Raw genomic sequence first — 24,049 nt, 5'->3', positions numbered from 1 at the left:
TTTGAAAATCGTAAGCCCGCGCGAATCGGCGCGCCCAAAAAGCAAAACCCCCATGCTGCGTGGAGCATGGGGGTTTACGCGGAAACGGTGGCGCTCGAGAAAAGCGCGCTTACTGGATCTTTGCGTTCTTGCGCAGGTTTTCTTCGAACGCCTGCAGTTTTTCCTGCTGCATCTGCTGGACGATCTGCGGCTTGACCTGTTCGAGCGGCGGCGGCGGGGTTTCGCGCACATCGTCGACGCGGATGATGTGCCAGCCGAACTGCGTGTGCACCGGCGTATCGGTCATCTGGCCTTTCTGCAGCTTTTCCGCGGCCGTCGCGAATTCAGGCACATACGCCTTCGGATCGGACCAGTCGAGGTCGCCGCCGTTCTTGGCCGAGCCCGGGTCCTTCGAATATTGCTTCGCGAGGTCTTCGAAGCTCGCGCCGCCCTTGATCTTCGCGATCAGATCCTTGGCCTGCTGCTCGCTGTCGACGAGGATGTGGTGCAGGTGATATTCCTTGCCGCCGCCGGCTTCCTTGACGAGCTCGTCGTACTTGGCCTTGACTTCGGCATCGCTCGGCTGGTTGTTCTTCACGAAGTCTTCGATCAGCGCGCGCAGCACGACCGTCTGCTGCGCGACTGCGACCTGCGCCTTGACGTCGGGACGCGAGGGCAGGCCGCGGCGCGCCGCTTCCTGCATCAGGATCTCGCGATTGATGAGCTCCTCGCGCACCGCCTGCTCGAGATGCGGCGAATCCTGCTGACCTTGTGCCACGAGTTGCTGAACGAGCGCATCGGCACGTGATTTCGGAATCGGCGTGCCGTTCACGACGGCGATGTTCTGTGCAAACGCAGGGGCCGCCGCGCACGCGGCCAGCAAGACCCAGTAGCGGGTGTTTTTCAAGGTCATCGGAAGTTCCTAATGGAGCAGACTAACGGGGGCTAACGTAACGTGGGTGGATAGCGGCGGCCGATCAGAACGACTTCGAAGGTACTCGCCCGTGCAAGGCGCAGCACACGCACGAGGCAACGCATGGCTACGGGGCCGAGACACGGGGATACACAGGCGCTAATGCGGCAACTGCCTGAATTCTTGCGGCGTGTAAGCCGTGATTGCGAGCGCGTGGATGCCGCGCTGCATCGCATCGGCCAGCGCATCATACACCAGGCGATGACGCGCGACCCGCGGCTTTCCGGCGAACGCGGCGGCCACGATCGTCACGCTGTAATGGCCGCCCGAGGCGGCTCCGGCGTGTCCCGCGTGCTGCGCGCTATCGTCGCGCACGGTAATCGATTCGACTGGCGCGAGCGCGGCGCCAAGCCGCGCTTCGATCAATGCGATGCGCTCGGCCGGCGTGGCGTGAAGGAAGGCGTCGGCGCTCATGATGTCACTCTTCTTTCATATACTTCGAGAGCCACAGGCTCTGTCCGACGATAAACACGACCAGACAGCCTGTCGCGCCGAACAGCTTGAAGTTGACCCATGTGTCGGTCGAGAAGTTGTACGCGACGAACAGGTTCAGCATGCCGAGCAGCACGAAGAACACGGCCCAGACAATGCTGAGGTGCCCCCAGATCCGATGCGGCAGCGTGATCTGCTTGCCCATCATCGCTTCGATCAGGTTCTTGCCGAACGCGAATTGCGAGACGATCAGCACGACCGAAAATGCCCAATACAGCACCGTGGGCTTCCATTTGATGAACGTGTCGTTGTGCAGCACGAGCGTGGCGCCGCCGAATACGGTCACGACGCCGAGGCTGATCCACAGCATCGGATCGACCTTGCGATGGCGAAACGCCACCCACGCAATCTGCACGAGCGTCGCGCCGATCGCCACCGCGGTCGCGGTGAAAATGCCCCAGACCTTGAATGCGACAAAAAACAGGATGATCGGGAACAGATCGAACAGGAATTTCATTATCAGGTCGGAGGAATCCGCTGGCGAAGCGCACATTGTGCACGCTTCGCCGCGCGGGTTGCGGCGGGCCGCGCAAGTTGGCAAGAGGCCGACCCGAGGGGCGGCCTGAGCGCGGACTTTCGCCGAAGCGATATCGGCGAGCTTACTTGGGGTCGAATTGTAACGCAGCCGAGTTGATGCAGTAGCGCAGGCCGGTCGGCGCCGGACCGTCCTCGAACACGTGGCCCAGATGCGAACCGCAATTCTTGCAGCGTACTTCGATACGCAGCATGCCGTGCGAGCGGTCGGTGCGCTCCTCGATCACTTCGCCGTTGATCGGCTTGAAGTAGCTAGGCCAGCCGCAGCCCGCATCGAACTTCGTATCGCTTTCGAAAAGCGGCGTGCCGCACGCGACGCAATCGTAGATACCGCGATCCCAGTGGTCCCAGTAGCGGCCCGTAAACGGGCGCTCGGTCGCCGCGTGGCGCGTCACCTCGTACTCGGTCTCGGACAGCTGCTTGCGCCACTCGGCGTCGTCTTTTTGCACGGGGTACTCGCTGGTATCGGCGGAGGCCTTCGCGGAGTGGTTCAGATCGTCAGCGTTCATGGTCGGGTCCTGAAGAGAATGCGGGTCGGGCAATAAGGCGGTCGATAAGCCGCGGTTGTTTACGACGAACAGCTGACTTCGAGCGAACCCGCCCAATCGGGCGGCAGCGCCGCATAGGCGGCGTGCTCGGGCTGTTCGTCGAACGGCCGGCGCAGCACCGCTGCAAGCCGCTCGACTTCGGAAAAGTCTTTTTCCTTCGCGTGGCGGATTGCCGTTTCCGCAAGGTGATTGCGAAGCACGAATTTGGGGTTCACACGGTTCATTGCAAGCGCGCGCGACGCGTCGTCGCGTGCTTCCTGTGACAGCCGCGCGCGATAGTCGTTCGCCCAGGCATCGAACGCGGCGCGATCGAGAAACAGATCGCGCACGCTCGTATCGCCGCTTGCATCGTGCTTCGAGACGCGTGCGAGATGGCGGAACGTCAGCGTAAAGTCCGCGCGGCTCGCATGCATGATCTCGAAGAGCCGGTTCGCGAGCGCGTCGTCGCCGTCGCGCGCGGTTTCGAGGCCGAGCTTGGCGCGCATGCGCGCTTCGAGCGCCGGCGCAAAACGCGTCTTGAAGCCTTCGAGCACGCGCTGCGCATCTTCGACGGAACGCTCGCCGCGCCGGCTTTCTTCATACCGTGCTCCGAACAGCGGCAGCAGCGCCTGCGCAAGGCAGAACAGGTTCCAGTACGCGATCTGCGGCTGCATCCGGTAGGTATAGCGGCCTTGCGAATCCGAGTGATTGCAGATGTGATTCGCGTCGAAGCCGTCGATAAAACCGAATGGGCCATAGTCGATCGTGAGGCCGAGGATCGACATGTTGTCGGTGTTCATCACCCCGTGACAGAAGCCGACCGCCTGCCATTGCGCGACCATGTCCGCGGTCGACACCACCGCTTCGTTCAGCAGCGCGAGATAGGGGTCGTCGGCCTGCCTGCAGGCCGGATAGAAGCGATCGATCACGTGATCGGCGAGCGCGGTCAACGCGTCGGTGCGGTCGTTCGAATAGAAGTGTTCGAAATGTCCGAAGCGCACGAAGCTCGGCGACACGCGCGTCACGACGGCGGCGGTTTCCATTTCCTCGCGGCGCACGGGCTCGTCGGAACCCGTCACGCACAGCGCGCGCGTCGTCGCGATGCCGAGGTGATGCATGGCCTCGGAGCACAGGAATTCGCGAATCGACGAGCGCAGTACTGCGCGGCCGTCGCCCATGCGCGAATACGGCGTGCGGCCGCCGCCTTTCAGCTGCACTTCGAAGCGCTTGCCGGCGTGTTCGACTTCGCCGAGACCGAGCGCGCGGCCGTCGCCGAGCTGGCCCGCCCAGACGCCGAACTGATGGCCCGAGTAGACCGAGGCATACGGCAGCGCGTCGGCGGACCATGTGCGCGTGGTATTGCCCGAGAAAAACCCGGCAAAGCCGGGGTCGCTCGCGAGCGTGGCGGGAAAGCCGAGCATTGCCGCGCATTCCGGCGAAAAGCCGACCACATACGGGGCGGGTAGCGGCGCGGCAGGCAAGCGGGTCAGGAATGCCGAACCGAGTTCGGCGAACGAGCCGTCCCGCTTGCTCGCGATTGCCGCGACAGCCGTATCGAGCGGACCGGACGTGCCGGCTTCGGGAAGTTCTGCGGTGCCTGGTGAAAACGTCATATTGAGCGCCTCTTTAATAGCCGATATTGTAAATCCGCGTGTCTTGCGCTGCTGGCGGCCGGTTTGCTTCGCGGATGTGCTTCGCGGATGTGCTTTGCGGGTTTGGGTCGCGGGTTTTAGTCGCATAGGCCATGCCTTGACGCGGAAGTGGAAACTGCGGCCCTCGCGAAGTGACGATCATCAACGACAACGCACCAGTACTGGGGATAGGCCCATGACGCCGTCGCTGCAAGGTCAGATGATGGATGTGCCGCTGACGGTGTCCGCGCTGCTAAGGCACGCGGCGCGGTTCTACGGTTCGGTCGAAATCGTGTCGCGGCGCATCGAAGGCGATCTGCATCGCTATACCTGGCGCGAGTGCGAGCGGCGCGCGAAACAGCTTGCGCAGGCGCTGATTGCGCTTCACGTGCAGCCAGGCGAGCGGATCGCGACGCTCGCCTGGAACGGCTACCGGCACCTCGAAACGTACTACGGCACGACGGGCTTCGGCGCGGTCTGCCATACGATCAATCCGCGGCTCTTTCCCGATCAGATCGCGTTCATCATCAACGACGCGCAAGACCGCTACGTGCTGTTCGACATCTCGTTCGCGCCGCTCGTCGACGTGCTCGCGCCGCAATGTCCGCACGTGCGCGGCTGGATCGCGCTGACCGACGACGCGCATCTGCCCGACATGCGCGCACTCGCGTCAAACCGTGTGACAAGCTACGAAGCGCTGCTCGCACCGCACGACGGCGCGTACCAATGGCCGCTTATCGACGAGCGCAGCGCATCGTACCTGTGCTATACGTCCGGCACGACCGGCCATCCGAAAGGCGCGCTGTACACGCATCGATCGACGGTGCTGCATGCGTACAACGCGGCGCTGCCGAATGCGATGGCCCTGTCGGCGCGCGACGTCGTGATGCCGGTCGTGCCGATGTTTCATGTGAATGCATGGGGTCTGCCGCACGCGGCGCCGCTGTCGGGCTCGAAGCTCGTGTTTCCGGGCAAGGATCTCGACGGACGGTCGCTTTACGAGCTGATGGAAGCGGAACAGGTCACCTGTTCGGCCGGCGTGCCGACGGTCTGGCTCGCTCTGCTTGCGCATATGAAGGAAACCGGTGCGCGCTTTTCGACGCTCGAGCGCACGGTGATCGGCGGCTCCGCGTGTCCGCCCGCGATGCTGCGCGCATTCGAGGACGACTACGGCGTCGAAGTGATCCACGCGTGGGGCATGACCGAGATGTCGCCGCTCGGCACGCTCGTCAAGCTCACAGGCGAGGAGGCGCGGCGCCCTGCCGCCCGGCGGCGCGCGCTGCGCGAGAAGCAGGGGCGGCCGATCTTCAACGTCGATATGAAGATCGTCGGCGACGATGGCCGCGAACTGCCGTGGGACGGCGTGTCGTTCGGCGATCTGCACGTACGCGGGCCGTGTGTGATCGACCGTTACTACGGCGCGCAAACGTCGCCGCTGATCGACGGCTGGTTTCCGACCGGCGACGTCGCGACGCTCGACCCCGATGGCTTCATGCATATCACCGATCGCAGCAAGGATGTCATCAAGTCCGGCGGCGAATGGATCAGTTCGATCGATCTCGAGAATATTGCCATCGCGCATCCGGCCGTTGCCGAAGCGGCGTGCGTCGCCGTTGCGCATCCGCGCTGGACCGAACGGCCGCTGCTGGTCGTCGTCAGACGGCCCCACGCGACGCTTACGCGCGACGAGCTGCTCGCGTTCTATGTGGGTAAGGTCGTCAAATGGTGGATCCCCGACGATGTCGTGTTCGTCGACGAACTGCCGCATACGGCGACCGGCAAGCTGCAAAAGGTGAAGCTGCGCGAGCAGTTCCGCGACTATGTGCCGCCTTCGGTGCTTGCCGACCCGGCATGTCCAGTGGCGAGCGCGCCTGCGCATGCCGCCGGCACGGATCGTGGCGCGGACGCCGAAGCGCCTGGCGAGGGCGTACGGCGCTCCAGGCGCTGAGGGCGCTGACTACGGGGAGCACGATTCGATAACTTCGCGATAACCTCGCGATGCCCCGCCGTTGCCCCGCCGTTGCCCCGACCTGAATTGAACGATCGTTCCTGTCTGTGTATGCTGCGTGCTCGCGATACGTTCGCTGCAAAATGCGGACAATAGCCGTAGCCCTACATCCCGCTGAATCCGCGTGAACGCATCATGCACTGCCGTGCACGCGGTATGCGGCTCCGGCCTCACGCAGGCCAACCCGGAGGCACGCAGATGGCAGTCGATTACGCGACCCGCGACGGCGTTGTCGTCATTTCGCTGAACAATCCGCCCGTCAACGGTCTTGGCCACGCGACGCGCGCGGGTATCGTCGATGCGCTCGAACGCGCGCGGCAGGACCCGGCCGTGATCGCAGTCGTGCTGACCGGCGCCGGCAAGGTGTTCTGCGGCGGTGCCGACATCACGGAATTCAACACGCCGAAAGCGAGCGCTGAGCCGATGCTCGGCACGGTGATTCGCGCGCTCGAAGGCAGCGCGAAGCCGGTTGTCGCGGCGCTCCACGGCGTGGCCATGGGCGGCGGGCTCGAACTCGCGCTCGGCGCGCATTATCGCGTCGCCGCGCGCGGCACGCAGATCGCATTGCCTGAAGTGAAGCTCGGACTTCTGCCCGGCGCCGGCGGCACGCAACGCCTGCCGCGCGCAATCGGGCTGCAGCGTGCGCTCGATATGATCGTGACGGGGGCGCCGGCGACGTCCGAAGCGCTCGCGGATACCGCGCTGTTCGACAGGCTCGCCGAAGCCGATCTGCTCGACGCCGCGCTGGCTTTCGCGCGCGACGCAGGCGCGCGGCCCGGACCGCACCCGAAGCTCCGCGAGCGCGCCATCGACGGTCCCGATGCGGCGGCTCAGATCGCCTCCGCGCGCAAACACATTGCCGGGACCGCGAGGCATTATCCCGCGCCGCATCGATGTATCGATGCGATCGAAGCCGGCGTGTTGCACGGTTTCGATCGGGGCCTCGCGTTCGAGCGCGAATGCTTCGTCGCGCTCGTTCAATCGCCCGAAAGCCGCGCGCTGCGCCATGCATTTTTCGGCGAACGCGCGGCCGGCAAGATTGCCGATGTCCCGTCCGATACGCCGACGCGCACGATCGCGCGGGTCGCCGTGATCGGCGCGGGCACGATGGGCGGCGGCATTGCGATGAGTTTCGCCAATGCGGGTTTACCGGTTACGCTCATCGACACGGGCAACGAAGCGATCGAGCGCGGTCTCGCGACGATCCGCAAGAATTACGACAATACTGTCAAAAAAGGCAAGCTCGCGGCTGAAGCGGCGCAAGAACGGCTTGCGCGTATCGAGCCGTCGTTAACTTATGACGATCTGAAGCACGCGGATTTGATCGTCGAAGCGGTATTCGAGGATCTGAACGTGAAAGAGCAGGTGTTTCGCCGCATCGATGCGCTGGCGAAACCGGGCGCGATTCTCGCATCGAACACGTCGACGCTCGATCTGAACCGCATCGCCGCATTGACGCAGCGCCCGCAGGACGTGATCGGCATGCACTTCTTCAGCCCCGCCAACGTGATGAAGCTGCTCGAAGTCGTGCGTGGCGAACAGACGGCGAAGGACGTGCTCGCCACCGTCATGAAGCTGGCGAAGAAGCTCGGCAAAACCGCGGTCGTCGCGCGCGTGTGCGACGGCTTTATCGGCAACCGCATGATCGAGCAATACATCCGCCAGTCGCTCTTTATGATCGAAGAGGGCGCGCTGCCCGCACAGGTGGACCGCGCGATCGAGGTGTTCGGCTTCGCGATGGGACCGTTCCGGATGAGCGATCTCGCGGGCAACGATATCGGCTGGGCGATCCGCAAGCGCCGTTATCGCGAGCATCCGGAGCAACGCTATGCGAAAGTCGCCGACCGGCTCTGCGAGATGGGCCGCTTCGGTCAGAAGACCGGCGGCGGCTGGTATGACTACGAGCCGGGCGAGCGTACCGCCCGTCCCTCAAAGGCCGTCGACGACATGATCGTTGCGCATGCGCGCGAGGCGGGCGTCGCGCGCCGCGAGCTTGGCGATGACGAGATCGTCGAGCGGCTCGTCTACGCGCTCGTCAATGAAGGCGCGAAGATTCTCGACGAAGGCATTGCCGCGAAAGCGTCGGACATCGATATGGTCTATCTGACCGGTTACGGTTTTCCGCTGTGGCGCGGCGGACCGATGTGGTATGCGGATACGGTTGGTCTTGACGAGGTGGAGCGCGCGATTCGCCGGTATGCGGCGGCCGAGCCGAACGGCGATGCGTGGGACATCGCACCGGGCCTGGTCGACCGCGCGGCACAGGGGCGGCGTTTCAACGGCTAGACGGCGAATGAGACAACGGGAGAGGCGGGAAAAAGCATGAACACCGTATCGAAGTACGACATCGACCAGACCGAAGACGTGTTGCTGGTCGTCGATCTGCAAAACGACTTCATGCCGGGCGGCGCGCTCGCGGTGGCACGCGGCGACGAGGTCGTGCCGATCGCAAACCGGCTCGCGCGTCTTTTCGCCCACGTCGTGCTGACGCAGGACTGGCACCCGCGCTCGCATATTTCGTTCGCCGCGAATCATGCAGGCCGCAAGCCGTTCGAGACCATCCCGCTGCCGTACGGCGAGCAGGTGATGTGGCCCGTGCATTGCGTGCAGGAAACAGCGGGCGCCGCCTTTCATCGCGACGTCGATATTCCGCACGCGCGCGCGATTATCCGCAAGGGACATCATCGGCATGTCGACAGCTATTCGGCCTTTGTCGAGGCCGACCATGCGACGCCGACCGGACTCACCGGTTACTTGCGCGACACCGGTGTCAAACGCGTCTGGTGCTGCGGGCTGGCAACGGACTTTTGCGTTGCGTGGTCGTCGCTCGACGCGCGCGCGGCCGGATTCGACGTGATCGTCATCGAAGACGCGACGCGCGCGATCGACCTGAACGGCTCGCTCGAGGCGGCGTGGCGCGAGATCGAGGCCGCGGGTGTGCAGCGTGCGCGCTCGACGGATCTGCTGGGCGGGTCGGTGGCGGATCGGTCGGCGGATCAGCCGGCGAGCGTGCCGGCGAATTCGCCGAACTAGAAGGGCCCGGTTCCCTTGTCCATCGCCGTCCCCCGGCAGCATGCAGTGACCGCACGCAGCATCGTGCAGATTCTGCTCGCGATGTTCTGCTTCGCGCTCGTCGACGCGCTTGCGAAAGCGGTCTCGCTCGACTATCCGGCCAACGAGCTCACATTCTTCCGGATGATGTTCGGCCTCGCGCCGGCGCTCGCGATGTGCCTGCGCGGCACGCCGTTGCGCGAGCGGATCAAAACGCTGAGCCTGCGCAGACAGACGCTGCGCGCACTGACGCTGCTCGTCACGCTCGGGCTGTTCTTTGCGGGATTGCCGTACGCGCCGCTGTCCGAGGCGGTCGCGATTCTGTATTCGGAGGCGTTGTTCGTCACCGTGCTCGCGCCGTTGCTGCTGAAGGAGCCGCTGCGAGGCCGCGATGCCGCGGCGGCCGCCATCGGTTTTATCGGCGTGCTGCTGATCGTGCGGCCGACGGGCAATCACTCGAACTGGATCGGGCCGCTGCTGCTGATCCTGAGCGCGATCACGGGGGCGCTGTCGATCATCCAGATCAAGCGCTTCGAGCCGACCGAAGATTCGAGTGTTGCGGTGCTGTACTTCACGCTCGTCGGCATGCTCGTCAGTAGCCTGTCGCTGCCTTTTCTGTGGCGCACGCCGACGCCAGGTGCACTCGGGCACATGGCGCTGATCGGCGTTCTCGCCGGGACGGGCCAGATCCTCATGACCGTCGCGATTCGCGATTCGAGCGCGAGCGCGCTTGCGCCATACAACTACACGACCATCGTCTGGGCGACGCTATTCGGTTATCTCGCGTGGGGCGAGACGATCGGGTTCGTGTCGGTGGCCGGCATCGCGCTCGTGGTGGGCAGCTCGATTGCGGTCGCCTTGCGCCGCAAGCCGGTCGAAGGGCCGACCGTGTGAATCAGGAAGTCGCGCCGCCGATGGACGGGAACGGAATCGACATCGAGCCCTGGTCGACAAAGCGCGTGCTGCCGGTTATGCCGGTACCGGCCAGCCGCCCGCGCAGGATGTATTCGATCTGGCCGTATTGCGATCGGTCGACGAACACGAACATCTGATTGAGTACGGCGAGCGCCGGGACGGTGACAGGCACGCTGACGACCGTTTCGCCGAATGCCGGCACGCTGCCCGACGCGGGGCTCACACCGGTCGCGAACGACTTGCCGTTGACTTCGAGATCGACCGAAATACCGGTGAAGTTCACCGCTGAACTGCTCGGGTTCTGGATGCGCAGCTTCAGGTTGAAGCGCATTTCCATGCCCTGGCTATCGAGCGGCTCGAGGCCGGCAACGTTCACGCGCAGCGGATCGCTGCCGAACCACGTGGCGCAGCCTGACAACGCGGCCACGGCAAGCACGACAGCAACGAAGCGGACCAACCTGACGACGCGATCGGAGTACATGGCCGGCACCTCGGCGAGAGGGGGAATCTGGCGGTCATTGTAGTCGGGGCCGGGCGATTTGGGCGCGGCATGGTTACTGCCATGCGCGCGCCGGTTTGCCTGTCTGTCATTTGCGAGGCACACGCAAGGCCCAGCAGGCGTCGCAACAGGAAGCGCTCGCCCGATCTCGCGCCCGACGGGTGCCGTCGAACTGCGCTCGCCGCTCGCCGCTCGCCGCTCACCGGTCACTTTAGGCCGGCGAGAATCCGCTCCATCTCGTCTTCGCCGAAGGCGCGCAATGTCGACGTCCGCACATTGCCTTGCAAGCCGAGCGCAAGCCCGATGCGCGTGGCGGTCTCGTCGTCGGGGCAGTCGTACGTCACGACGAGATCGTAGGCGCCGAGCGTCCATTTGAGCGAGCCGATCGACGTGCCGAGTGACCGCGCGGTTTCCTCGAATGCCTTGGCGCGCTTGACGGTGTCCTTCACGTTGCGAATACCCTGATCGGTCCAGTTGACGAGCATGATGTACGTAGCCATGTTGCCCTCTCGAAGTCGGATGGCGATGTGCCGTGCGCGCGGCGCGTCGCGCGCCGCATCAGTCGATATCGGTCTGTGCACTCGCTTGCGCATGGGCGTGCGGGTGCGTTTGCGTGTGCGGACCGGCGCACGGGCCGGGGCGCCGCGTCGCGCGCATGTGCGCTTCGATCGGGCGGCGTTTTCGATGCGGATTGTCGGAATGGAAGACCAGACGGCCGCGCAAGCAGCGTGATGGAAAAAGTATAGGAAACGGCAGGGCCGCCCGCAGCGGTGCCGCGCACATGAGGCGTCTTTTTTTCGCTCCGTTGCGGTTGATGCAAGTACATATTGACGAGTCGTCTGTGCGTGCATGCGCCAATGCGATCGACCGGGCGGGTTATCATCATGAGGATACGAGGGCGCGGCGATGCCGCGCACCGTCGCCGTCAAATATGATCAAGCGCGATCAATGGACAAGGAGAAGACCGTGATTCGTCACATCGTGATGTGGAAACTGAAGGAACACGCCGAAGGCGCGACGCGCGCGGAAAATGCGCTGAAGCTGAAGGAAAAGCTCGAAGGCTGCCGCTCGATCGTGCCCGGCATTGTGCATCTCGAAGCCGGGCTCGCAAAGCCGGGCCTCGAATCCACGTATGACGTCGTGCTGGTCTCCGATTTCACCGACAAGGCCGCGCTCGACGCTTATCAGACCCATCCGACGCACGAAGCGCTGAAGGCGTTTGTCGGCAAGGTGCGCGAGTCGCGCGAATGCGTCGATTACGAAGTGTGATTGCCTGATGAATGAATCGCAAAACGCGGCGCCGCAAGATCGTGCCGCGCCGCTCAACCATGCGGTGTCGCTGGTCATCGAAAGCCCGTTCGTCGAACACCTTGGCGTGCGCGTCGTGCGCGCCGCCGACGGCGCGAGCGAAGTCGTGCTGCCGCTCGCGCCCGACCATCTGAACACGTGGAACGTCGCGCACGGCGGCGTCACGATGACGCTGTCCGATGTCGCGCTCGCCATCGCGGCACGCAGTCTCGCTGCGGACGGCGTGGGCGTCGTCACGGTCGAGATGAAGGTCAATTTCATGCAGCCGGGCCGCGGCGAACTGCGCGCGACGGGCCGCGTGCTGCACCGCTCGACCACGATGGCCTATTGCGAGGGCGAGATTCGCGACGAAGAAGGCCATTTCGTCGCCAAGGCGCTCGGCACGTTCAAGTACATGCGCCGTCTCGCCGTCGGCCGCGACGTCGTGCAGCAGCGCCAGCGTACGGATCCGTCTGCAAGACCCGGCCCGAGCGACAGCTAGGGACCAGGCGATTGTACGAGCCGGCCATGGCAGAGACGCAGGCCTGCCGTGCGAGGGCAGGCGTGCCGCACTAACGGTATTGCGGTGTTGCCGCCGACGCACTCGCGCAGTGCGCAATGCACTCGCGCGGTGAATATCCGTACCTGAGATGTAAAAAGTATGTTGCTGTGAGCAGTCATTGCGCCAGTCAGATTCTCGAACTCGAAAATAAGCCTCGCATGTCCGGAGATCGATCGATTTCCGAGCGTTGAAAGAATCATTCGATTATTTCGACATGCTGACCAATGCGAGGGCTTATCAAATGAAAACAGGCGAGGTTCAACGAAGTACCGATGTAACGCAGGGTGATGCCGGCAAGACCGAAAACGCGTCGACTCAGGCACCCGGGAAGGACGCAGCGACGCTGCAACGAACTACACGCAGCGCGGCGCCGCCGCCGCGTTCCTCCGTCACGGGAACCGGCGCATCGCTGCCCGCCGGCAAGCGCGGCGCCGGGAAAGACAATTGGGTAAGCGCGTTACGAATCCAGGGTGTCGGGATCAAGACATCCTATACGGCGAAGGAAGTGCTGCAGATTGCGGGTGACGCGTTTTCAAAGCCATTCACCGCGTTTCTGGAGTGCACGGCCAACGCGGGCTCGCTGCTTATCGACGGACGGCCGGCGACACAACAACAGAAGGACGCGATTCGAAGCATCACTGAACACTTCGATACCGCCGCGGGCATCGTGCCGGCCGCCGGCAGCATGCAGACGGTTGGGAAAATGCTCAACCGGATCAATAACGCTGCCAACGGCAAGATGCCGACGCGGGAAGAGCTGATCGAAGATCTGGCCGACGGGGCAGCGATGGTGGATGTCGTTATCCCGGGTGCCAGAACGCGGCCCGCGAATTCGGGCGCGGGGCCGATCGCGTCTGGAAGCGACCGCGGAAACGGCGGCGCCGCGAATGCGCCATCTTCGGCTGAACAGGCGTCGGTTTCGCAAACGAAGGAGCTCGCGAAGTTCGGACCGCTCAACCTCGCGCCTGCGCTCAACCGGGCGGAGGATCGACGAAGGATCGACGCATTCGCTGCTCCCGTGACGTTCTACAGGCGTGACAAGCAGGCGACATCGGATTTCCCCGCGGTCATCCATGCAACGGGATATCAGGAGCGGCTTGGCGTGCTGTCGGTCGGCACAGGCAAGGACCTCACGTCGTACGACGCCGGGATGGGGGCCGACCTGAACCGCAGCGCGCCGATCAGCGTGAGCGCCGATCTCGCAAAAGCCAGCGTGATCAAGCTCGGTAGCGGCAGGAACGGCGTGGCGGCGATCAATGTCAACTTCGCCGATCTCGAGCCCGGTTCGACCACGATCGTGACCGGCGGGCCGATGCGCGGCAGCACGATGCTATTCACGGCGGACGAAGGCGGTCTGTACGCCTATCATGCGCAGGTGCCGAAAAGGTCGAGTGCGAAGGCCTCGGACGCGGCGGCAAGCAGCATCGCCACGGCCGCGGAACGCTTCGGCCCAAGCGGCGCGCCCGTATCGACCTCGAAAGCGCCGCGCAGCGGTTTCGACAGTCTGCTGCGTGCGGCGACGGGGAGTCCGTTCTCGGCAGTCGTCTACAGCTATGACAATGCTTCGGGCAATCAGCCTCACCCGAAGTACGGTCCCCCGGTCGATGCGGGGCTGAATTCGCAAGGGAAGTTGTGGAGCATGCTGAACTTCAATTATCTGGCGCCGGACCGCAACGCCGGCGAAGTCGGAAACGCGAAAGCCGTCATCACGAAAGCCATGGACGGCAGGGTGACCGTGCGCGTCGTGGCATCGAGAGGAAAGCTGGAGGACATGAGAAACTCGCCGCGCAGTTTCAGCTATCGCGAGATCGAGAACGCGCAGGGATCCTTCACGACGCGAGGTAACGGCTCCTTCGGCGGATAGCAGCGGACTTTCGCGGCATACTTCGACTCTTTCGCGCTCTGTCTCGCGGTCTGAAAGGACGATTCGATGTTCAACGATTTCGCAGGAAAGGTGGCCGTCATCACGGGCGCGGCAAGCGGCTTCGGCCGCGCGTTTGCCGACCATGGCGCCGCGCTCGGCATGAAGCTCGTGCTCGCCGATGTCGACGAGGCGGCGCTTGCGCGCGCCGTCGACGAGTTGCGCGCGGCGCACGTCGAGGCGATCGGCGTGCGTACCGACGTATCGCGCGGCGACGAAGTCGAAGCGCTCGCGCAGGCAGCGCTCGACGCGTTCGGCCGTGTGCATCTGCTGTTCAACAACGCAGGCGTCGGCGCGCTCGGCCATCTGTGGGAATGCTCGGCAAACGACTGGGCGTGGGTGTTCGGCGTCAACGTGCTGGGCGTCGCGCATGGCGTGCGCGTCTTCACGCCGATCATGCTGCGGCAGAACGAGCCGGCGCATATCGTCAACACGGCGTCGGTGGCGGGGCTCGTGTCGGCGCCGGCCATGGGGATCTACAACGCGTCGAAGCACGCGGTCGTTGCGCTGACGGAAACGCTCTATCACGATCTGCGAAATACGGGCGCGCCGGTGGGCTGTTCGTTGCTGTGTCCCGCGTATGTGCCGACCGGCATCGCGGATTCCGCGCGCGCGCGTCCGGCTGAACTACGCGACGATGCGCCGCCGAGCGCGTCGCGTCTCGCCGCGGACCGGCAACTGCAGCGCGCCGTGCAGTCGGGCAGAAAAAGCGCCGCCGATATTGCGAAGCTCGCGTTCGATGCGGTGCGCGAAGGGCGCTTCTATGTGCTTACGCATCCGTCGATTCTCGCAGCGGTGAAGCTGCGTCATGCCGATATCGAGGAAGGACGCGCGCCGACCGATCCGATGTCGTTGCGGCGCGAGGCGAAGCGCGAAGGATGATGCTTGCGGCGCGACGTGCGCCATATGCAGAACGTGGCGCGCGCTGCACGAGCAGCGGCGATCGCGCGTCTTTCCTCTGCGGAAGGCGAGCAGGGTCGGCGCGCCGCCTGCCGTTCGGAACGCTTCGTGGCATCATTGCCCGCTTCGCCACCTCCGTACGGGCGCCGCCGCGCCACCCGAAGCACGATGCCGCTGAACCCCAGGATCGAACAGATCATCGACATGGTCGGGCGCGCGAAGCGCCCGCCGCTTCACGAGCTGACACCGCAACAGGCACGCGCGTCGTATGAAAAGAGCGCGCCGATTCTCGAGATCGCCAGTGCGCCGATGTTTTCGGTCGAAGACCTCGCAGTGCCCGTGCAAGACGGCGCGACAGGACCGAATGGCACATCAGGCACGACAGGCACGACAGGCACGACAGGCACGACAGGCACGACAGGCACGACAGGCACGACAGGCACGACAGGCACGACAGGCACGACAGGCACGACGATCCGCGCGCGTCTTTATCACCCGGTCGAGCCGCACTGGGCGCAGCCCGCGCCGGCGCTCGTCTATTTTCATGGAGGCGGCTTCACGGTCGGCAGCGTCGCGACGCACGATGCGATATGCCGGATGTTCGCGCGCGATGCGCAATGCGCGGTGCTCTCGGTCGACTACCGGCTCGCGCCCGAGCACAAATTCCCGGTTGCCGTGAACGACGCGTTCGACGCACTGCGCTGGCTGCATGAAAACGCCGCAGCTTACGGAATCGACGCGTCGCGCATCGCGCTCGGCGGCGACAGCGCGGGCGGCACGCTCGCGACCGTCAATGCGGTACTTGCACGCGACGCCGGTATTCCGATCGTTTTGCAGTTACTCATCTACCCGGGTACCTCGAGCCATCAGCAAACCGGTTCGCACGCGCGGCTCGCGAACGGCTATCTGTTGGCCGGCACGACGATCCAGTGGTTTTTCTCGCAGTATCTGCGCTGCGCCGAGGACCGCGTCGACTGGCGCTTCGCGCCGCTCGACGGCACGCTCGGCGCGCCCGATTTCAGCGGTGTCGCGCCCGCGTGGATCGCGATCGCCGAATACGACCCGCTAAGCGACGAAGGTGCTGCCTACGCGGACAAGCTGCGCGCGGCCGGCAATGCGGTCACGCTCGTACGCTACGACGGGATGATCCACGAATTCTTCAAGATGGGCGGCTATGTGCCCGAAGTCGCGCAAGCGCATGCCGATGCGGCCGCTGCGCTGCGCGCGGCGTTCGGTATCGAGTGAAGCCGCGGTTCGAAGCTGGGCCTGGAAACTGCGCTTCGAAACCACAATCTCCGTGCGCGGTGCAGCTCACGCCTCGATATCGAATTCGAACCTGCGTTCGTAATCGCCGGGCCGCCTGATGATGTGCGAACCGTTGTCGTCGCTGCGCTCAGCGGTCTGCACGGTCAGGCGCTCGCGTTCGTCGCGGTCGTTCGCCAGCACGCACACGCGCAAGGCAGTCGTCCCGCGTGTGCCGTAATCGGGCATTTCGATAAACGGTGCCGACAGGGCGCGTTCGAATTCGAGTGTCACGCCGGTAGCCGGCAATTCGTCGTCGCGGGCGACGCGCGTGTCGCGCATCAGTTCGATCAGCTGATCGAGCGGCACGAGCGGATTGCCGGCCAGTGCATCGGCGAGCGCCGCGCGCCGGTTGACGAGCTTCGGCCACGGCGTGTCGAGCACCGCGTTCGAAATGCCGTGCGTGCCTTCGGCGAGCAGCGCGGGCGCCTGCGGCGAGCGGTTGCAGTACCACGCGAGTTCGCGCCGCGCCCAGTCGCCGACCAGCAGATTGAAGCCGTTGTACATGTCGCCGTTTTGCGCGACTTCGTTCAGATAGTCGAGCGGCGTCGCGCCTCTTGCGCGCGTGAGCCAGTTGCTGACCAGCGTGCCGCGCGTCGGCGCATCGGGGCGCGTCGACTGCGGCGCGCGATAGTTCGTGAGCGCGGCGAAACGCCCGTCGCGCGTCATGCCGAGCCATGTACCGCCGCCTGCGAGATCGCGGCCGGCGAGCAGCGCCGGGGCATCCTGCCACCAATGCATCGGTTCGGCTGTGCGGCGCAGGAATTCGTCGCGGTTCGCGGCGAGCGTGAAGAGCGGGCCATGGGCCGCGGCGGGCCGCCAGTCGAAAACAATCAGGCACATCGTTTGAAGTCGCTTTATAGGTGATGATCGCGGGCAGGCGCGCAACGACGCCCGGCCGCTAAAGCGACAATGATGGCAGGAATTCGATATCCGGGCCGATGCCGGCCGCGCGGACGTCCGTAGCCCGCGCCCCGGCGCGAACTACAGCGAGCGGACCTGATGCGCTCAGGCGTCGTCGACGGGCAGCGCGTACGGCAAAGGCATGAAGGTCAGTTCGGGTCCGTGCGCCGACCCCAGACGAACCGTCCCCGCTTCGAGTGCGGCGAGCTTCATCTCGACGAGCATGTCGACGCCGCCGTCCGGCGCCGCGGCCGCATTGACGACCATCCCGCATGGCTGGCCCGCATCGTTCGCATGAAAAAGCTCGGTGCCGGGCAGTACCGTCTCGGGTTCGCCCGCGACGTTCGCGAGCGCGGTGCGCCGCTTGATCGTGCCGCGATACTGGCTGCGCGCGACGATTTCCTGGCCCGGATAGCATCCCTTGCGGAAGTTGACGCCGCCGAGTACGTCGAAGTTGACCATCTGCGGCACGAATTGCTCGACGACGCGCTGCGTGATGCGCGGCTCGCCCGCGCGGATGTCGAGCCAGTCCCACACCGCAGCGGACGCGCGCGTGAGTTTCGCGTCGAGCGCAGGCAGGCGCGCCTCGACGTCGGCCTTCGGACCGACCCACAGGTAGCGCGGACGCCCGGCCGCATCGGGCACGCGCATCAGCGACCCATGCGGACCGTCGACCTTCACGTGCACGCCGTCGGGCAACGCATCGAACACAGTCGACAACGCATTGCGCACGTCGCCGGCGAAACCGACCGCGGCGAGCGTGCCGCTCGCATCGGCAAGTTTCGCCTTCGCGCGCAGCACGAACATCGACAGGCGCTTTTGCACGGCCACCTGGACATCCTGCGCGACCAGCAGACGGATCGCGTCGCCGGCGCGCCACGCGAGAAACGACGCCAGCAGGCGTCCCTTCGCGGTGCAGTAGCCGGCCAGACGCGCGCTGGCGGCGTCGAGATGCTGCGTATCGCTGGTGAGCTGGCTGTGCAGGAAAGTCGCGGCGTCGTCGCCGGTCACGTCGATCACGCCGAATTGCGTGAGCGGGATATAGGCGCCGCGCGCGAGCACGGCGTCGAACTCGTCGCGCGCCGGCCGCGGCAGCGGCGCGAGCGGCGGCACGGGCGCGGCAAGCGGCGCACGCGCGGTAGCGCCGGCGGTGGGAACGGAGCCGGAAGCGACGCCGGCGGCGGAGGTGGAATCGTGCGATGCGTTCATGGAAGGGGAAACCAGGGTAGGCCATGACTCGGGGTAAGGCGACCAGTTATTATATGGGTCTTCACCTGAGCCCTGTCCCGCATGACCCTTTTGAAGAAATGTCTCCTGGCCTGCGCGGCGCTCGTCGTGCTGGCCGCGGCGGCTGCCGCCGGCGGTTATCGCTGGGCCACCACGCCGGTCAATCTGGCCACCCCCCAACTGGACGTCACGATCAAGCCGCACAGCACGCTGCGCGGCGTGACCGCGCAACTGAATCGCGGCGGCGTGCCGGTCGCGCCCGAACTGTTCGTCCTGATGGCGCGCGCGCTCGGTTTACAGGCGGAGCTGAAGTCGGGCAACTACGAGTTCAAGCAGGGCATCACGCCGTACGAGGTGCTGCAGAAAATCGCGCGCGGCGACGTGAACGAATATGTTGCGACGGTAATCGAAGGCTGGACGCTCAAACGGATGCGCGCGGAACTCGATGCGAACCCGGCGTTGCGGCACGATTCCGCGGGCCTCAGCGATGCCGATCTGCTGAAGGCGATCGGCGCGCCGCAAACGCCGACCGGCAATGCGGAAGGCCTGTTTTTCCCGGACACCTATCTATTCGACAGGAATACGAGCGACCTCGACGTCTATCGCCGCGCGTACCGGCTCATGCAACTGCGTATCGACGAAGCCTGGACGACACGCGCGGCCGGTCTGCCGTACCGCACGCCGTATGAAGCGCTGACGATGGCGTCGATCATCGAGAAGGAAACGGGCAAGGCGTCGGACCGGCCGATGGTGGCCGGCGTGTTCGCGAACCGGCTCAAGGTGGGCATGCCGCTGCAAACGGACCCGACGGTGATCTACGGCATGGGCGCAAGCTATACGGGCCATCTGCACAAGCGCGACCTGCAGACGGACACTCCTTACAATACCTACACGCGCCTCGGCTTACCGCCGACGCCGATCTCGCTGCCGGGCGTCGCGTCGTTGCAGGCGGCGCTGAACCCGGCGCAGACGAGCGCACTGTATTTCGTGTCGCGCGGCGACGGCAGCAGCATTTTTTCAGACTCACTCGGCGATCATAACAAGGCCGTCGACAAATACATTCGAGGGCAATGATGGCGCGCGGCAAATTCATCACATTCGAGGGTATCGACGGCGCGGGCAAGACCACGCACCTCGGCTGGTTCCGGGAACGGCTCGAGGCGAAAGTGGCGGGCAGCGGCCGGTCGGTCGTCGTCACGCGCGAGCCGGGCGGTACGCCGCTTGGCGAGACGTTGCGCGACATCCTGCTGCACCAGCCGATGGACCTCGAAACCGAAGCGCTGCTGATGTTCGCGGCGCGCCGCGAACATCTCGCGCAGGTCATCGAGCCGGCGCTCGCGCGCGGCGACTGGGTGCTGTCCGACCGCTTCACCGACGCGACCTTCGCCTACCAGGGCGGCGGGCGCGGCTTGCCGCGCGACAAGCTCGAAGCGCTCGAGCGCTGGGTGCAGGGCGGTTTCCAGCCGGATCTGACCGTGCTGTTCGACGTGCCGCCCGACACCGCCAGCGCGCGCCGCGGCGCCGTGCGCGCGCCGGACCGTTTCGAGGGGGAATCCGACGCGTTTTTTACGCGTACGCGCGCCGAATACCTGCGGCGGGCCGAAGAGGCACCCTACCGGTTCGCCATTATCGATTCGACGCTGAGCATGCCGATTATTCAGAGACAACTTGAAGAACTGATCGCAAATATCTGAATTTAAAAAGAATGATTTATCCCTGGCAAATCGACGAATGGAATCGCCTGCAGCAATTGCGCGCGGCGTGGCCGCACGCGCTGCTGTTGCACGGCCAGGCGGGCATCGGCAAGCTGCACTTCGCGCAGCATGTCGCGCAGGGCCTGCTATGCGAGGCGCCGCAAGCCGACGGGCAGCCATGCGGCCAATGCGCGGCATGCAACTGGTTCGTGCAAGGCAATCATCCCGACTACCGCATCGTGCTGCCCGAAGCGCTGGCGGCCGAAGCGGGCTTCGTCGCGGCGAACGGCGACGAGAAGGCCGATAAGGCAGACAAAGCCGATGCCGACGACGGCAAGAAGACCCGCGCGCCGAGCAAGGAAATCCGCATCGAACAGGTGCGCGCGCTGCTCGACTTCTGCGGCGTCGGCTCGCATCGCGGCGGTCTGCGCGTCGTCGTGCTGTATCCGGCCGAGGCACTCAACGTCGCGGCCGCCAATGCATTGCTGAAAACGCTCGAAGAACCGCCCGCGGGCGTCGTGTTCCTGATGGTGTCGGCGCGTATCGACCGGCTGTTGCCGACCATCATCAGCCGCTGCCGCCAGTGGCCGATGCCGACGCCGGCGCCCGACGCGGCCGCCGCGTGGCTCGCCGCGCAGGATATCGAAGACGCCCGCGCACTGCTCGCCGAAGCGGGCGGCGCGCCGCTCGCGGCGCTTGCGCTCGCGCACGACGAAAACCGCGCGCTGCGCGACTGGACGCTGCAACAGCTCGCGGCCGGCCGGGAGTGCGATGCGTTCGCGTGCGGCGAAACGCTGCAGAAGCTGCCGGTGCCGCTCGTGCTCGGCTGGCTGCAGCGCTGGCTCTACGATCTGCTCGCGCAGCGCACGGCCGGCGCGCCGCGTTATTTCCCGGACGCGACGGCCGCGCTTGCGCGCTGCGCGCAGGCCGCCGATGCCGGCGCGTTCGCGCGTTTCATGAGAACCGTCACGCGGCAGCGGGCCGTCGAAAACCATCCGCTCAATGCGCGACTCGTGTTCGAAGAGCTATTTCTCGGATACCGCGACCTGTTCGCGTAGCGCGTGTGGATGAGGGGACCGTGCTCGACGGCGGCGTCGAATGCGGCCCGACATTGGGACGCCGGATTAACGCTTGACCAGGACTTGCCATGTTTGTCGATTCACACTGCCATATCAATTTCGAAGGGCTCGCCGACCGCCTGCCGCAGGTGCTCGAGCGGATGCGCGAGCATGCGGTCACGCATGCGCTGTGCGTCTCGGTCGATCTCGAAACGCTGCCGTCGGTGCTCGATATCGCCACGCGGCACGACAACATCTACGCGTCGGTCGGCGTGCATCCGGATCACCAGGATGCGCGCGAGCCGAGCGTCGCCGAGCTCGTCGAACTCGCGCAGCACCCAAAGGTGATTGCGATCGGCGAGACGGGCCTCGACTACTACCGCCTCGAAGGCCGCACGATCGACGAGATGGAATGGCAGCGCGAGCGGTTCCGCACGCACATCCGTGCCGCGCACGCGACGAAAAAGCCGCTCATCATCCATACGCGCGCGTCGGCCGACGACACGCTGCGCATCATGGCCGAAGAGCGCGCGGGCGATACCGGCGGCGTCATGCATTGCTTCACCGAACCGTGGGCGGTCGCCGAGCGGGCGCTCGAGCAGAACTTCCATATTTCGCTGTCGGGGATCGTGACGTTCAAGAGCGCGGTCGACGTGCAGGACGTCGCGCGCCGGGTGCCGCTCGATCGATTGCTCATCGAAACGGACTCGCCGTACCTCGCGCCGGTGCCGTATCGTGGCAAGCCTAATGAACCTGCGTACGTAAGTTATGTCGGACGCTTCATCGCGCAGCAGCGCGAGATGCCGGACGAGGCACTGGCCGCCGCGACGACGCGCAACTTCTTCCGGCTGTTCGGCCTTCAGGCGCCAGTCGGCGCGTAACGCCGCACGGCGTGACGGTGTAAAGCCTTTATTTTTTTGATATCAATAAGATACCGAATATTATTAAAGTTAAATATGCGAAACTATTTCACTGAACTCCGTATTCGTGAGCTGCGTGGTCCGTCTGAAGCGCGCGTTGGCGTCGCGCGCGCCGCCGCTCGGGCGGTCGCGGCCGGCATGCTCGCCTGCGCGGCATTCGCCGCGCTCGTCTCGCAGCCGGCAGTGGCGGCGCCCGCGGACACGATGATCAAAGCCGTCAAGTTCGACGACGTGAGCGAAGTGAAAAAGCAGCTCGCCAACGGCATGGACCCGAACATGGCCGACTCGTACGGCTATCCGCTGCTCGTGCTGGCCGCGCGCGAAAAGTCGGACAACGTGGCGGCGCTGCTGCTCGACAATCCGAAAACGAACATCGAGATCGTCGACAAGGCCGGCGAAAACGCGATGATGATGGCGGCGCTGAACGGCGACGTCGCGCTCGTGAATCTGCTGATCTCGAAGGACGCCGAGGTCAACAAGAAGGGCTGGACGCCGCTGCACTACGCGGCAACCAATGGCCACGACGACGTCGTCAAGGTGCTGCTCGACCACTCCGCCTATATCGACGCCGGTTCGCCGAACGGCACGACGCCGCTGATGATGGCCGCGCGCGGCGGCCATGTGTCGACGGTGAAGCTGCTGCTCGATAACGGCGCGGACCTGAACGTGAAGAACCAGCTGGGCCTCACGGCGCTCGACTTCGCGAAGCAGTACAAGGAGCCGGACGTCGTCGACGGGCTGACGGCGCGGCTGCAGCAGATCCAGCAGCAGACGCCCGCCGGCGCCGCTGCGCCGGCGTCGCAAAACAGTGCAAAATAGCGGACCGGCCGAAGCACGGAGTGGCCGGAAAAAATCTGCTCCGCTTATACCTTGAAGGATCAACATGCTGCGGGTTCTGATTTGCGCCAGCGTGCTCGCCGTGCCGCTGACAGCGAATGCGTTTACGGGGGCCGACCTCAACAAGCTGTGCACGAAGACCGATATCGCTTCGCGAAGTGCATGCGGCGCGTATATCGAAGGCGCGGCCGACGGGGTATTCAATACGATCGATGCGATCGGCGGCACGACCGGGCCGCGCGTCGGGCAGTACTTCTGCCTGCCGCCCGAGGCTCGCTCGCAACAGCTGACCGATGCGGTACGCAAATACATCGCGGAAAATCCGAGTGCGGCGAGTTTCAACGCGAGCACGGCCGTCTCGCTCGGGCTCGGCAAGGCATTTCCATGCAAAGGGTCGTCCAACTGACGGACGAACCAGGGCGGGCGTCCGGGCGTACCCAGGCGTACCCGGGCCTACCGTGCGACCCCGGCGCGCTCATGCGGGTCGTTGCGTGACCACCGCGCCTGATCACTTGCAGTACCGGGCTGTACCCCCAAGGCCGATGGCCGCGCGTTGCGCGGCGTCGCTGCCTCGATCGGCTCCAGGCCGTCAGAGACAGGCACGAGCGCTGCTTCTCCGCTCGGCCTGCCGGCGGTGCGCACCACGGCGTACACATCGGTGAACGCCGGTGAACGCTGCGGTGAACCCCGTGGTGAACCCCGTGGTGAACCCCGCGGTGAACCCATCGGGCAGCGCATTGGACGATAGCTCGCGCGCAACGTGCGCGCACAGTCCGCCGCGCGTCGACTGCATGCCGACATGAACCGCGCGGACCGGCCCGCGGGTTTC

The 24,049-nt window shown here is 65.1% G+C and carries 24 protein-coding genes; 15 read left to right on the top strand and 9 right to left on the bottom strand.

The window, feature by feature from the left end:
- Nucleotides 1-109 precede the first annotated feature (109 nt).
- The 5 genes from BTO02_RS12170 to BTO02_RS12150 all read right to left on the bottom strand — a co-directional run bounded on the left by BTO02_RS12170 (nt 110) and on the right by BTO02_RS12150 (nt 4,118).
- Nucleotides 110-892: a peptidylprolyl isomerase gene (locus tag BTO02_RS12170; protein WP_075157253.1), complete on the bottom strand. Its 783-nt coding sequence runs from the start codon at nt 890-892 to the stop codon at nt 110-112.
- A 159-nt stretch (nt 893-1,051) separates the two neighbouring features.
- Complete coding sequence (locus tag BTO02_RS12165; protein WP_075157252.1) at nt 1,052-1,366, bottom strand: BolA family protein; 315 nt, start codon at nt 1,364-1,366, stop codon at nt 1,052-1,054.
- A 4-nt stretch (nt 1,367-1,370) separates the two neighbouring features.
- On the bottom strand, nt 1,371-1,901 hold the full coding sequence (locus BTO02_RS12160; protein WP_075157251.1) for a septation protein A: 531 nt from the start codon (nt 1,899-1,901) through the stop codon (nt 1,371-1,373).
- Nucleotides 1,902-2,043: 142 nt separating this feature from the next.
- Complete coding sequence (gene msrB, locus BTO02_RS12155) at nt 2,044-2,487, bottom strand: peptide-methionine (R)-S-oxide reductase MsrB (protein ID WP_075157250.1); 444 nt, start codon at nt 2,485-2,487, stop codon at nt 2,044-2,046.
- Between the two features lie 59 nt (nt 2,488-2,546).
- On the bottom strand, nt 2,547-4,118 hold the full coding sequence (locus BTO02_RS12150; protein WP_075157249.1) for a protein adenylyltransferase SelO: 1,572 nt from the start codon (nt 4,116-4,118) through the stop codon (nt 2,547-2,549).
- A gap of 214 nt (nt 4,119-4,332) precedes the next feature.
- Here BTO02_RS12150 and BTO02_RS12145 point away from each other — a divergent pair, with 214 nt between their 5' ends.
- From BTO02_RS12145 to BTO02_RS12130, 4 genes are all read left to right on the top strand, one after another.
- Nucleotides 4,333-6,084, top strand: coding sequence for a 3-(methylthio)propionyl-CoA ligase (locus BTO02_RS12145; RefSeq protein WP_083615097.1), 1,752 nt, complete (start codon nt 4,333-4,335; stop codon nt 6,082-6,084).
- 258 nt (nt 6,085-6,342) lie between these two features.
- Nucleotides 6,343-8,430, top strand: coding sequence for a 3-hydroxyacyl-CoA dehydrogenase NAD-binding domain-containing protein (locus tag BTO02_RS12140; protein WP_075158815.1), 2,088 nt, complete (start codon nt 6,343-6,345; stop codon nt 8,428-8,430).
- A gap of 36 nt (nt 8,431-8,466) precedes the next feature.
- Complete coding sequence (pncA, locus tag BTO02_RS12135) at nt 8,467-9,177, top strand: bifunctional nicotinamidase/pyrazinamidase (protein ID WP_083615096.1); 711 nt, start codon at nt 8,467-8,469, stop codon at nt 9,175-9,177.
- Nucleotides 9,178-9,222: 45 nt separating this feature from the next.
- The gene (locus tag BTO02_RS12130) at nt 9,223-10,089 is read left to right on the top strand and encodes a DMT family transporter (RefSeq protein ID WP_269667962.1); all 867 of its coding nucleotides are present in this window, start codon (nt 9,223-9,225) and stop codon (nt 10,087-10,089) included.
- Nucleotide 10,090: 1 nt separating this feature from the next.
- Here BTO02_RS12130 and BTO02_RS12125 read toward each other — a convergent pair whose 3' ends face one another.
- Nucleotides 10,091-10,591, bottom strand: coding sequence for an LEA type 2 family protein (locus BTO02_RS12125; protein ID WP_075157247.1), 501 nt, complete (start codon nt 10,589-10,591; stop codon nt 10,091-10,093).
- 224 nt (nt 10,592-10,815) lie between these two features.
- Nucleotides 10,816-11,109: a GYD domain-containing protein gene (locus BTO02_RS12120; protein ID WP_075157246.1), complete on the bottom strand. Its 294-nt coding sequence runs from the start codon at nt 11,107-11,109 to the stop codon at nt 10,816-10,818.
- A gap of 466 nt (nt 11,110-11,575) precedes the next feature.
- On the opposite strand from BTO02_RS12120, the gene BTO02_RS12110 reads away from it, so the two are divergent.
- The 5 genes from BTO02_RS12110 to BTO02_RS12090 all read left to right on the top strand — a co-directional run bounded on the left by BTO02_RS12110 (nt 11,576) and on the right by BTO02_RS12090 (nt 16,524).
- Nucleotides 11,576-11,878: a Dabb family protein gene (locus tag BTO02_RS12110; RefSeq protein ID WP_075158814.1), complete on the top strand. Its 303-nt coding sequence runs from the start codon at nt 11,576-11,578 to the stop codon at nt 11,876-11,878.
- A 7-nt stretch (nt 11,879-11,885) separates the two neighbouring features.
- The gene (locus BTO02_RS12105; protein WP_075157244.1) at nt 11,886-12,398 is read left to right on the top strand and encodes a PaaI family thioesterase; all 513 of its coding nucleotides are present in this window, start codon (nt 11,886-11,888) and stop codon (nt 12,396-12,398) included.
- Nucleotides 12,399-12,699: 301 nt separating this feature from the next.
- On the top strand, nt 12,700-14,322 hold the full coding sequence (locus BTO02_RS12100; protein WP_156883814.1) for a hypothetical protein: 1,623 nt from the start codon (nt 12,700-12,702) through the stop codon (nt 14,320-14,322).
- Nucleotides 14,323-14,388: 66 nt separating this feature from the next.
- On the top strand, nt 14,389-15,261 hold the full coding sequence (locus tag BTO02_RS12095; RefSeq protein ID WP_075157242.1) for an SDR family oxidoreductase: 873 nt from the start codon (nt 14,389-14,391) through the stop codon (nt 15,259-15,261).
- A 186-nt stretch (nt 15,262-15,447) separates the two neighbouring features.
- Entirely contained in the window at nt 15,448-16,524 is a 1,077-nt protein-coding gene (locus BTO02_RS12090) for an alpha/beta hydrolase (protein WP_232243347.1), read from the top strand.
- A gap of 66 nt (nt 16,525-16,590) precedes the next feature.
- On the opposite strand, the gene BTO02_RS12085 is transcribed toward BTO02_RS12090, so the two are convergent.
- Both BTO02_RS12085 and ygfZ read right to left on the bottom strand, forming a co-directional pair.
- Entirely contained in the window at nt 16,591-17,424 is an 834-nt protein-coding gene (locus BTO02_RS12085) for an NRDE family protein (RefSeq protein WP_075157241.1), read from the bottom strand.
- Nucleotides 17,425-17,589: 165 nt separating this feature from the next.
- Nucleotides 17,590-18,693, bottom strand: coding sequence for a CAF17-like 4Fe-4S cluster assembly/insertion protein YgfZ (ygfZ, locus tag BTO02_RS12080; RefSeq protein WP_075157240.1), 1,104 nt, complete (start codon nt 18,691-18,693; stop codon nt 17,590-17,592).
- Nucleotides 18,694-18,774: 81 nt separating this feature from the next.
- Between ygfZ and mltG the strand changes: the two genes are divergently transcribed.
- The 6 genes from mltG to BTO02_RS12050 all read left to right on the top strand — a co-directional run bounded on the left by mltG (nt 18,775) and on the right by BTO02_RS12050 (nt 23,626).
- Nucleotides 18,775-19,785 (top strand): endolytic transglycosylase MltG, encoded by a 1,011-nt coding sequence (mltG, locus tag BTO02_RS12075; protein WP_075157239.1) that lies wholly within the window; start codon nt 18,775-18,777, stop codon nt 19,783-19,785.
- Nucleotides 19,785-20,405: a dTMP kinase gene (tmk, locus tag BTO02_RS12070; protein WP_075157238.1), complete on the top strand. Its 621-nt coding sequence runs from the start codon at nt 19,785-19,787 to the stop codon at nt 20,403-20,405. The genes mltG and tmk overlap by 1 nt, the downstream gene beginning before the upstream one ends.
- Before the next feature lie 11 nt (nt 20,406-20,416).
- Nucleotides 20,417-21,463, top strand: a complete 1,047-nt coding sequence (locus BTO02_RS12065; RefSeq protein WP_075157237.1) for a DNA polymerase III subunit delta' — start codon at nt 20,417-20,419, stop codon at nt 21,461-21,463.
- Between the two features lie 89 nt (nt 21,464-21,552).
- Nucleotides 21,553-22,344, top strand: coding sequence for a TatD family hydrolase (locus tag BTO02_RS12060; protein WP_075157236.1), 792 nt, complete (start codon nt 21,553-21,555; stop codon nt 22,342-22,344).
- Nucleotides 22,345-22,521: 177 nt separating this feature from the next.
- The gene (locus tag BTO02_RS12055) at nt 22,522-23,202 is read left to right on the top strand and encodes an ankyrin repeat domain-containing protein (RefSeq protein WP_232243530.1); all 681 of its coding nucleotides are present in this window, start codon (nt 22,522-22,524) and stop codon (nt 23,200-23,202) included.
- Nucleotides 23,203-23,266: 64 nt separating this feature from the next.
- Nucleotides 23,267-23,626: a Rap1a/Tai family immunity protein gene (locus BTO02_RS12050; protein WP_075157234.1), complete on the top strand. Its 360-nt coding sequence runs from the start codon at nt 23,267-23,269 to the stop codon at nt 23,624-23,626.
- Nucleotides 23,627-24,049 lie beyond the last annotated feature (423 nt).

The organism is Paraburkholderia sp. SOS3 (assembly GCF_001922345.1).
Classification (GTDB): domain Bacteria; phylum Pseudomonadota; class Gammaproteobacteria; order Burkholderiales; family Burkholderiaceae; genus Paraburkholderia.
Note: the sequence above shows the minus strand (reverse complement) of the source record. Positions and strands in the feature narration are given on the sequence as shown.

Bases quoted from the DNA above. Each gene is read 5' to 3' on its own strand.
- BTO02_RS12145 (WP_083615097.1), top strand. From the start codon at position 4,333: ATGACGCCGTCGCTGCAAGGTCAGATGATGGATGTGCCGCTGACGGTG.
- BTO02_RS12090 (WP_232243347.1), top strand. From the start codon at position 15,448: ATGCCGCTGAACCCCAGGATCGAACAGATCATCGACATGGTCGGGCGC.
- BTO02_RS12100 (WP_156883814.1), top strand. From the start codon at position 12,700: ATGAAAACAGGCGAGGTTCAACGAAGTACCGATGTAACGCAGGGTGAT.
- BTO02_RS12055 (WP_232243530.1), top strand. From the start codon at position 22,522: ATGCTCGCCTGCGCGGCATTCGCCGCGCTCGTCTCGCAGCCGGCAGTG.
- BTO02_RS12105 (WP_075157244.1), top strand. From the start codon at position 11,886: ATGAATGAATCGCAAAACGCGGCGCCGCAAGATCGTGCCGCGCCGCTC.
- BTO02_RS12085 (WP_075157241.1), bottom strand. From the start codon at position 17,424: ATGTGCCTGATTGTTTTCGACTGGCGGCCCGCCGCGGCCCATGGCCCG.
- BTO02_RS12160 (WP_075157251.1), bottom strand. From the start codon at position 1,901: ATGAAATTCCTGTTCGATCTGTTCCCGATCATCCTGTTTTTTGTCGCA.
- ygfZ (WP_075157240.1), bottom strand. From the start codon at position 18,693: ATGAACGCATCGCACGATTCCACCTCCGCCGCCGGCGTCGCTTCCGGC.
- BTO02_RS12095 (WP_075157242.1), top strand. From the start codon at position 14,389: ATGTTCAACGATTTCGCAGGAAAGGTGGCCGTCATCACGGGCGCGGCA.
- BTO02_RS12120 (WP_075157246.1), bottom strand. From the start codon at position 11,109: ATGGCTACGTACATCATGCTCGTCAACTGGACCGATCAGGGTATTCGC.
- BTO02_RS12150 (WP_075157249.1), bottom strand. From the start codon at position 4,118: ATGACGTTTTCACCAGGCACCGCAGAACTTCCCGAAGCCGGCACGTCC.
- BTO02_RS12060 (WP_075157236.1), top strand. From the start codon at position 21,553: ATGTTTGTCGATTCACACTGCCATATCAATTTCGAAGGGCTCGCCGAC.
- mltG (WP_075157239.1), top strand. From the start codon at position 18,775: ATGACCCTTTTGAAGAAATGTCTCCTGGCCTGCGCGGCGCTCGTCGTG.
- BTO02_RS12050 (WP_075157234.1), top strand. From the start codon at position 23,267: ATGCTGCGGGTTCTGATTTGCGCCAGCGTGCTCGCCGTGCCGCTGACA.
- pncA (WP_083615096.1), top strand. From the start codon at position 8,467: ATGAACACCGTATCGAAGTACGACATCGACCAGACCGAAGACGTGTTG.
- msrB (WP_075157250.1), bottom strand. From the start codon at position 2,487: ATGAACGCTGACGATCTGAACCACTCCGCGAAGGCCTCCGCCGATACC.
- BTO02_RS12065 (WP_075157237.1), top strand. From the start codon at position 20,417: ATGATTTATCCCTGGCAAATCGACGAATGGAATCGCCTGCAGCAATTG.
- tmk (WP_075157238.1), top strand. From the start codon at position 19,785: ATGGCGCGCGGCAAATTCATCACATTCGAGGGTATCGACGGCGCGGGC.
- BTO02_RS12140 (WP_075158815.1), top strand. From the start codon at position 6,343: ATGGCAGTCGATTACGCGACCCGCGACGGCGTTGTCGTCATTTCGCTG.
- BTO02_RS12125 (WP_075157247.1), bottom strand. From the start codon at position 10,591: ATGTACTCCGATCGCGTCGTCAGGTTGGTCCGCTTCGTTGCTGTCGTG.
- BTO02_RS12165 (WP_075157252.1), bottom strand. From the start codon at position 1,366: ATGAGCGCCGACGCCTTCCTTCACGCCACGCCGGCCGAGCGCATCGCA.
- BTO02_RS12170 (WP_075157253.1), bottom strand. From the start codon at position 892: ATGACCTTGAAAAACACCCGCTACTGGGTCTTGCTGGCCGCGTGCGCG.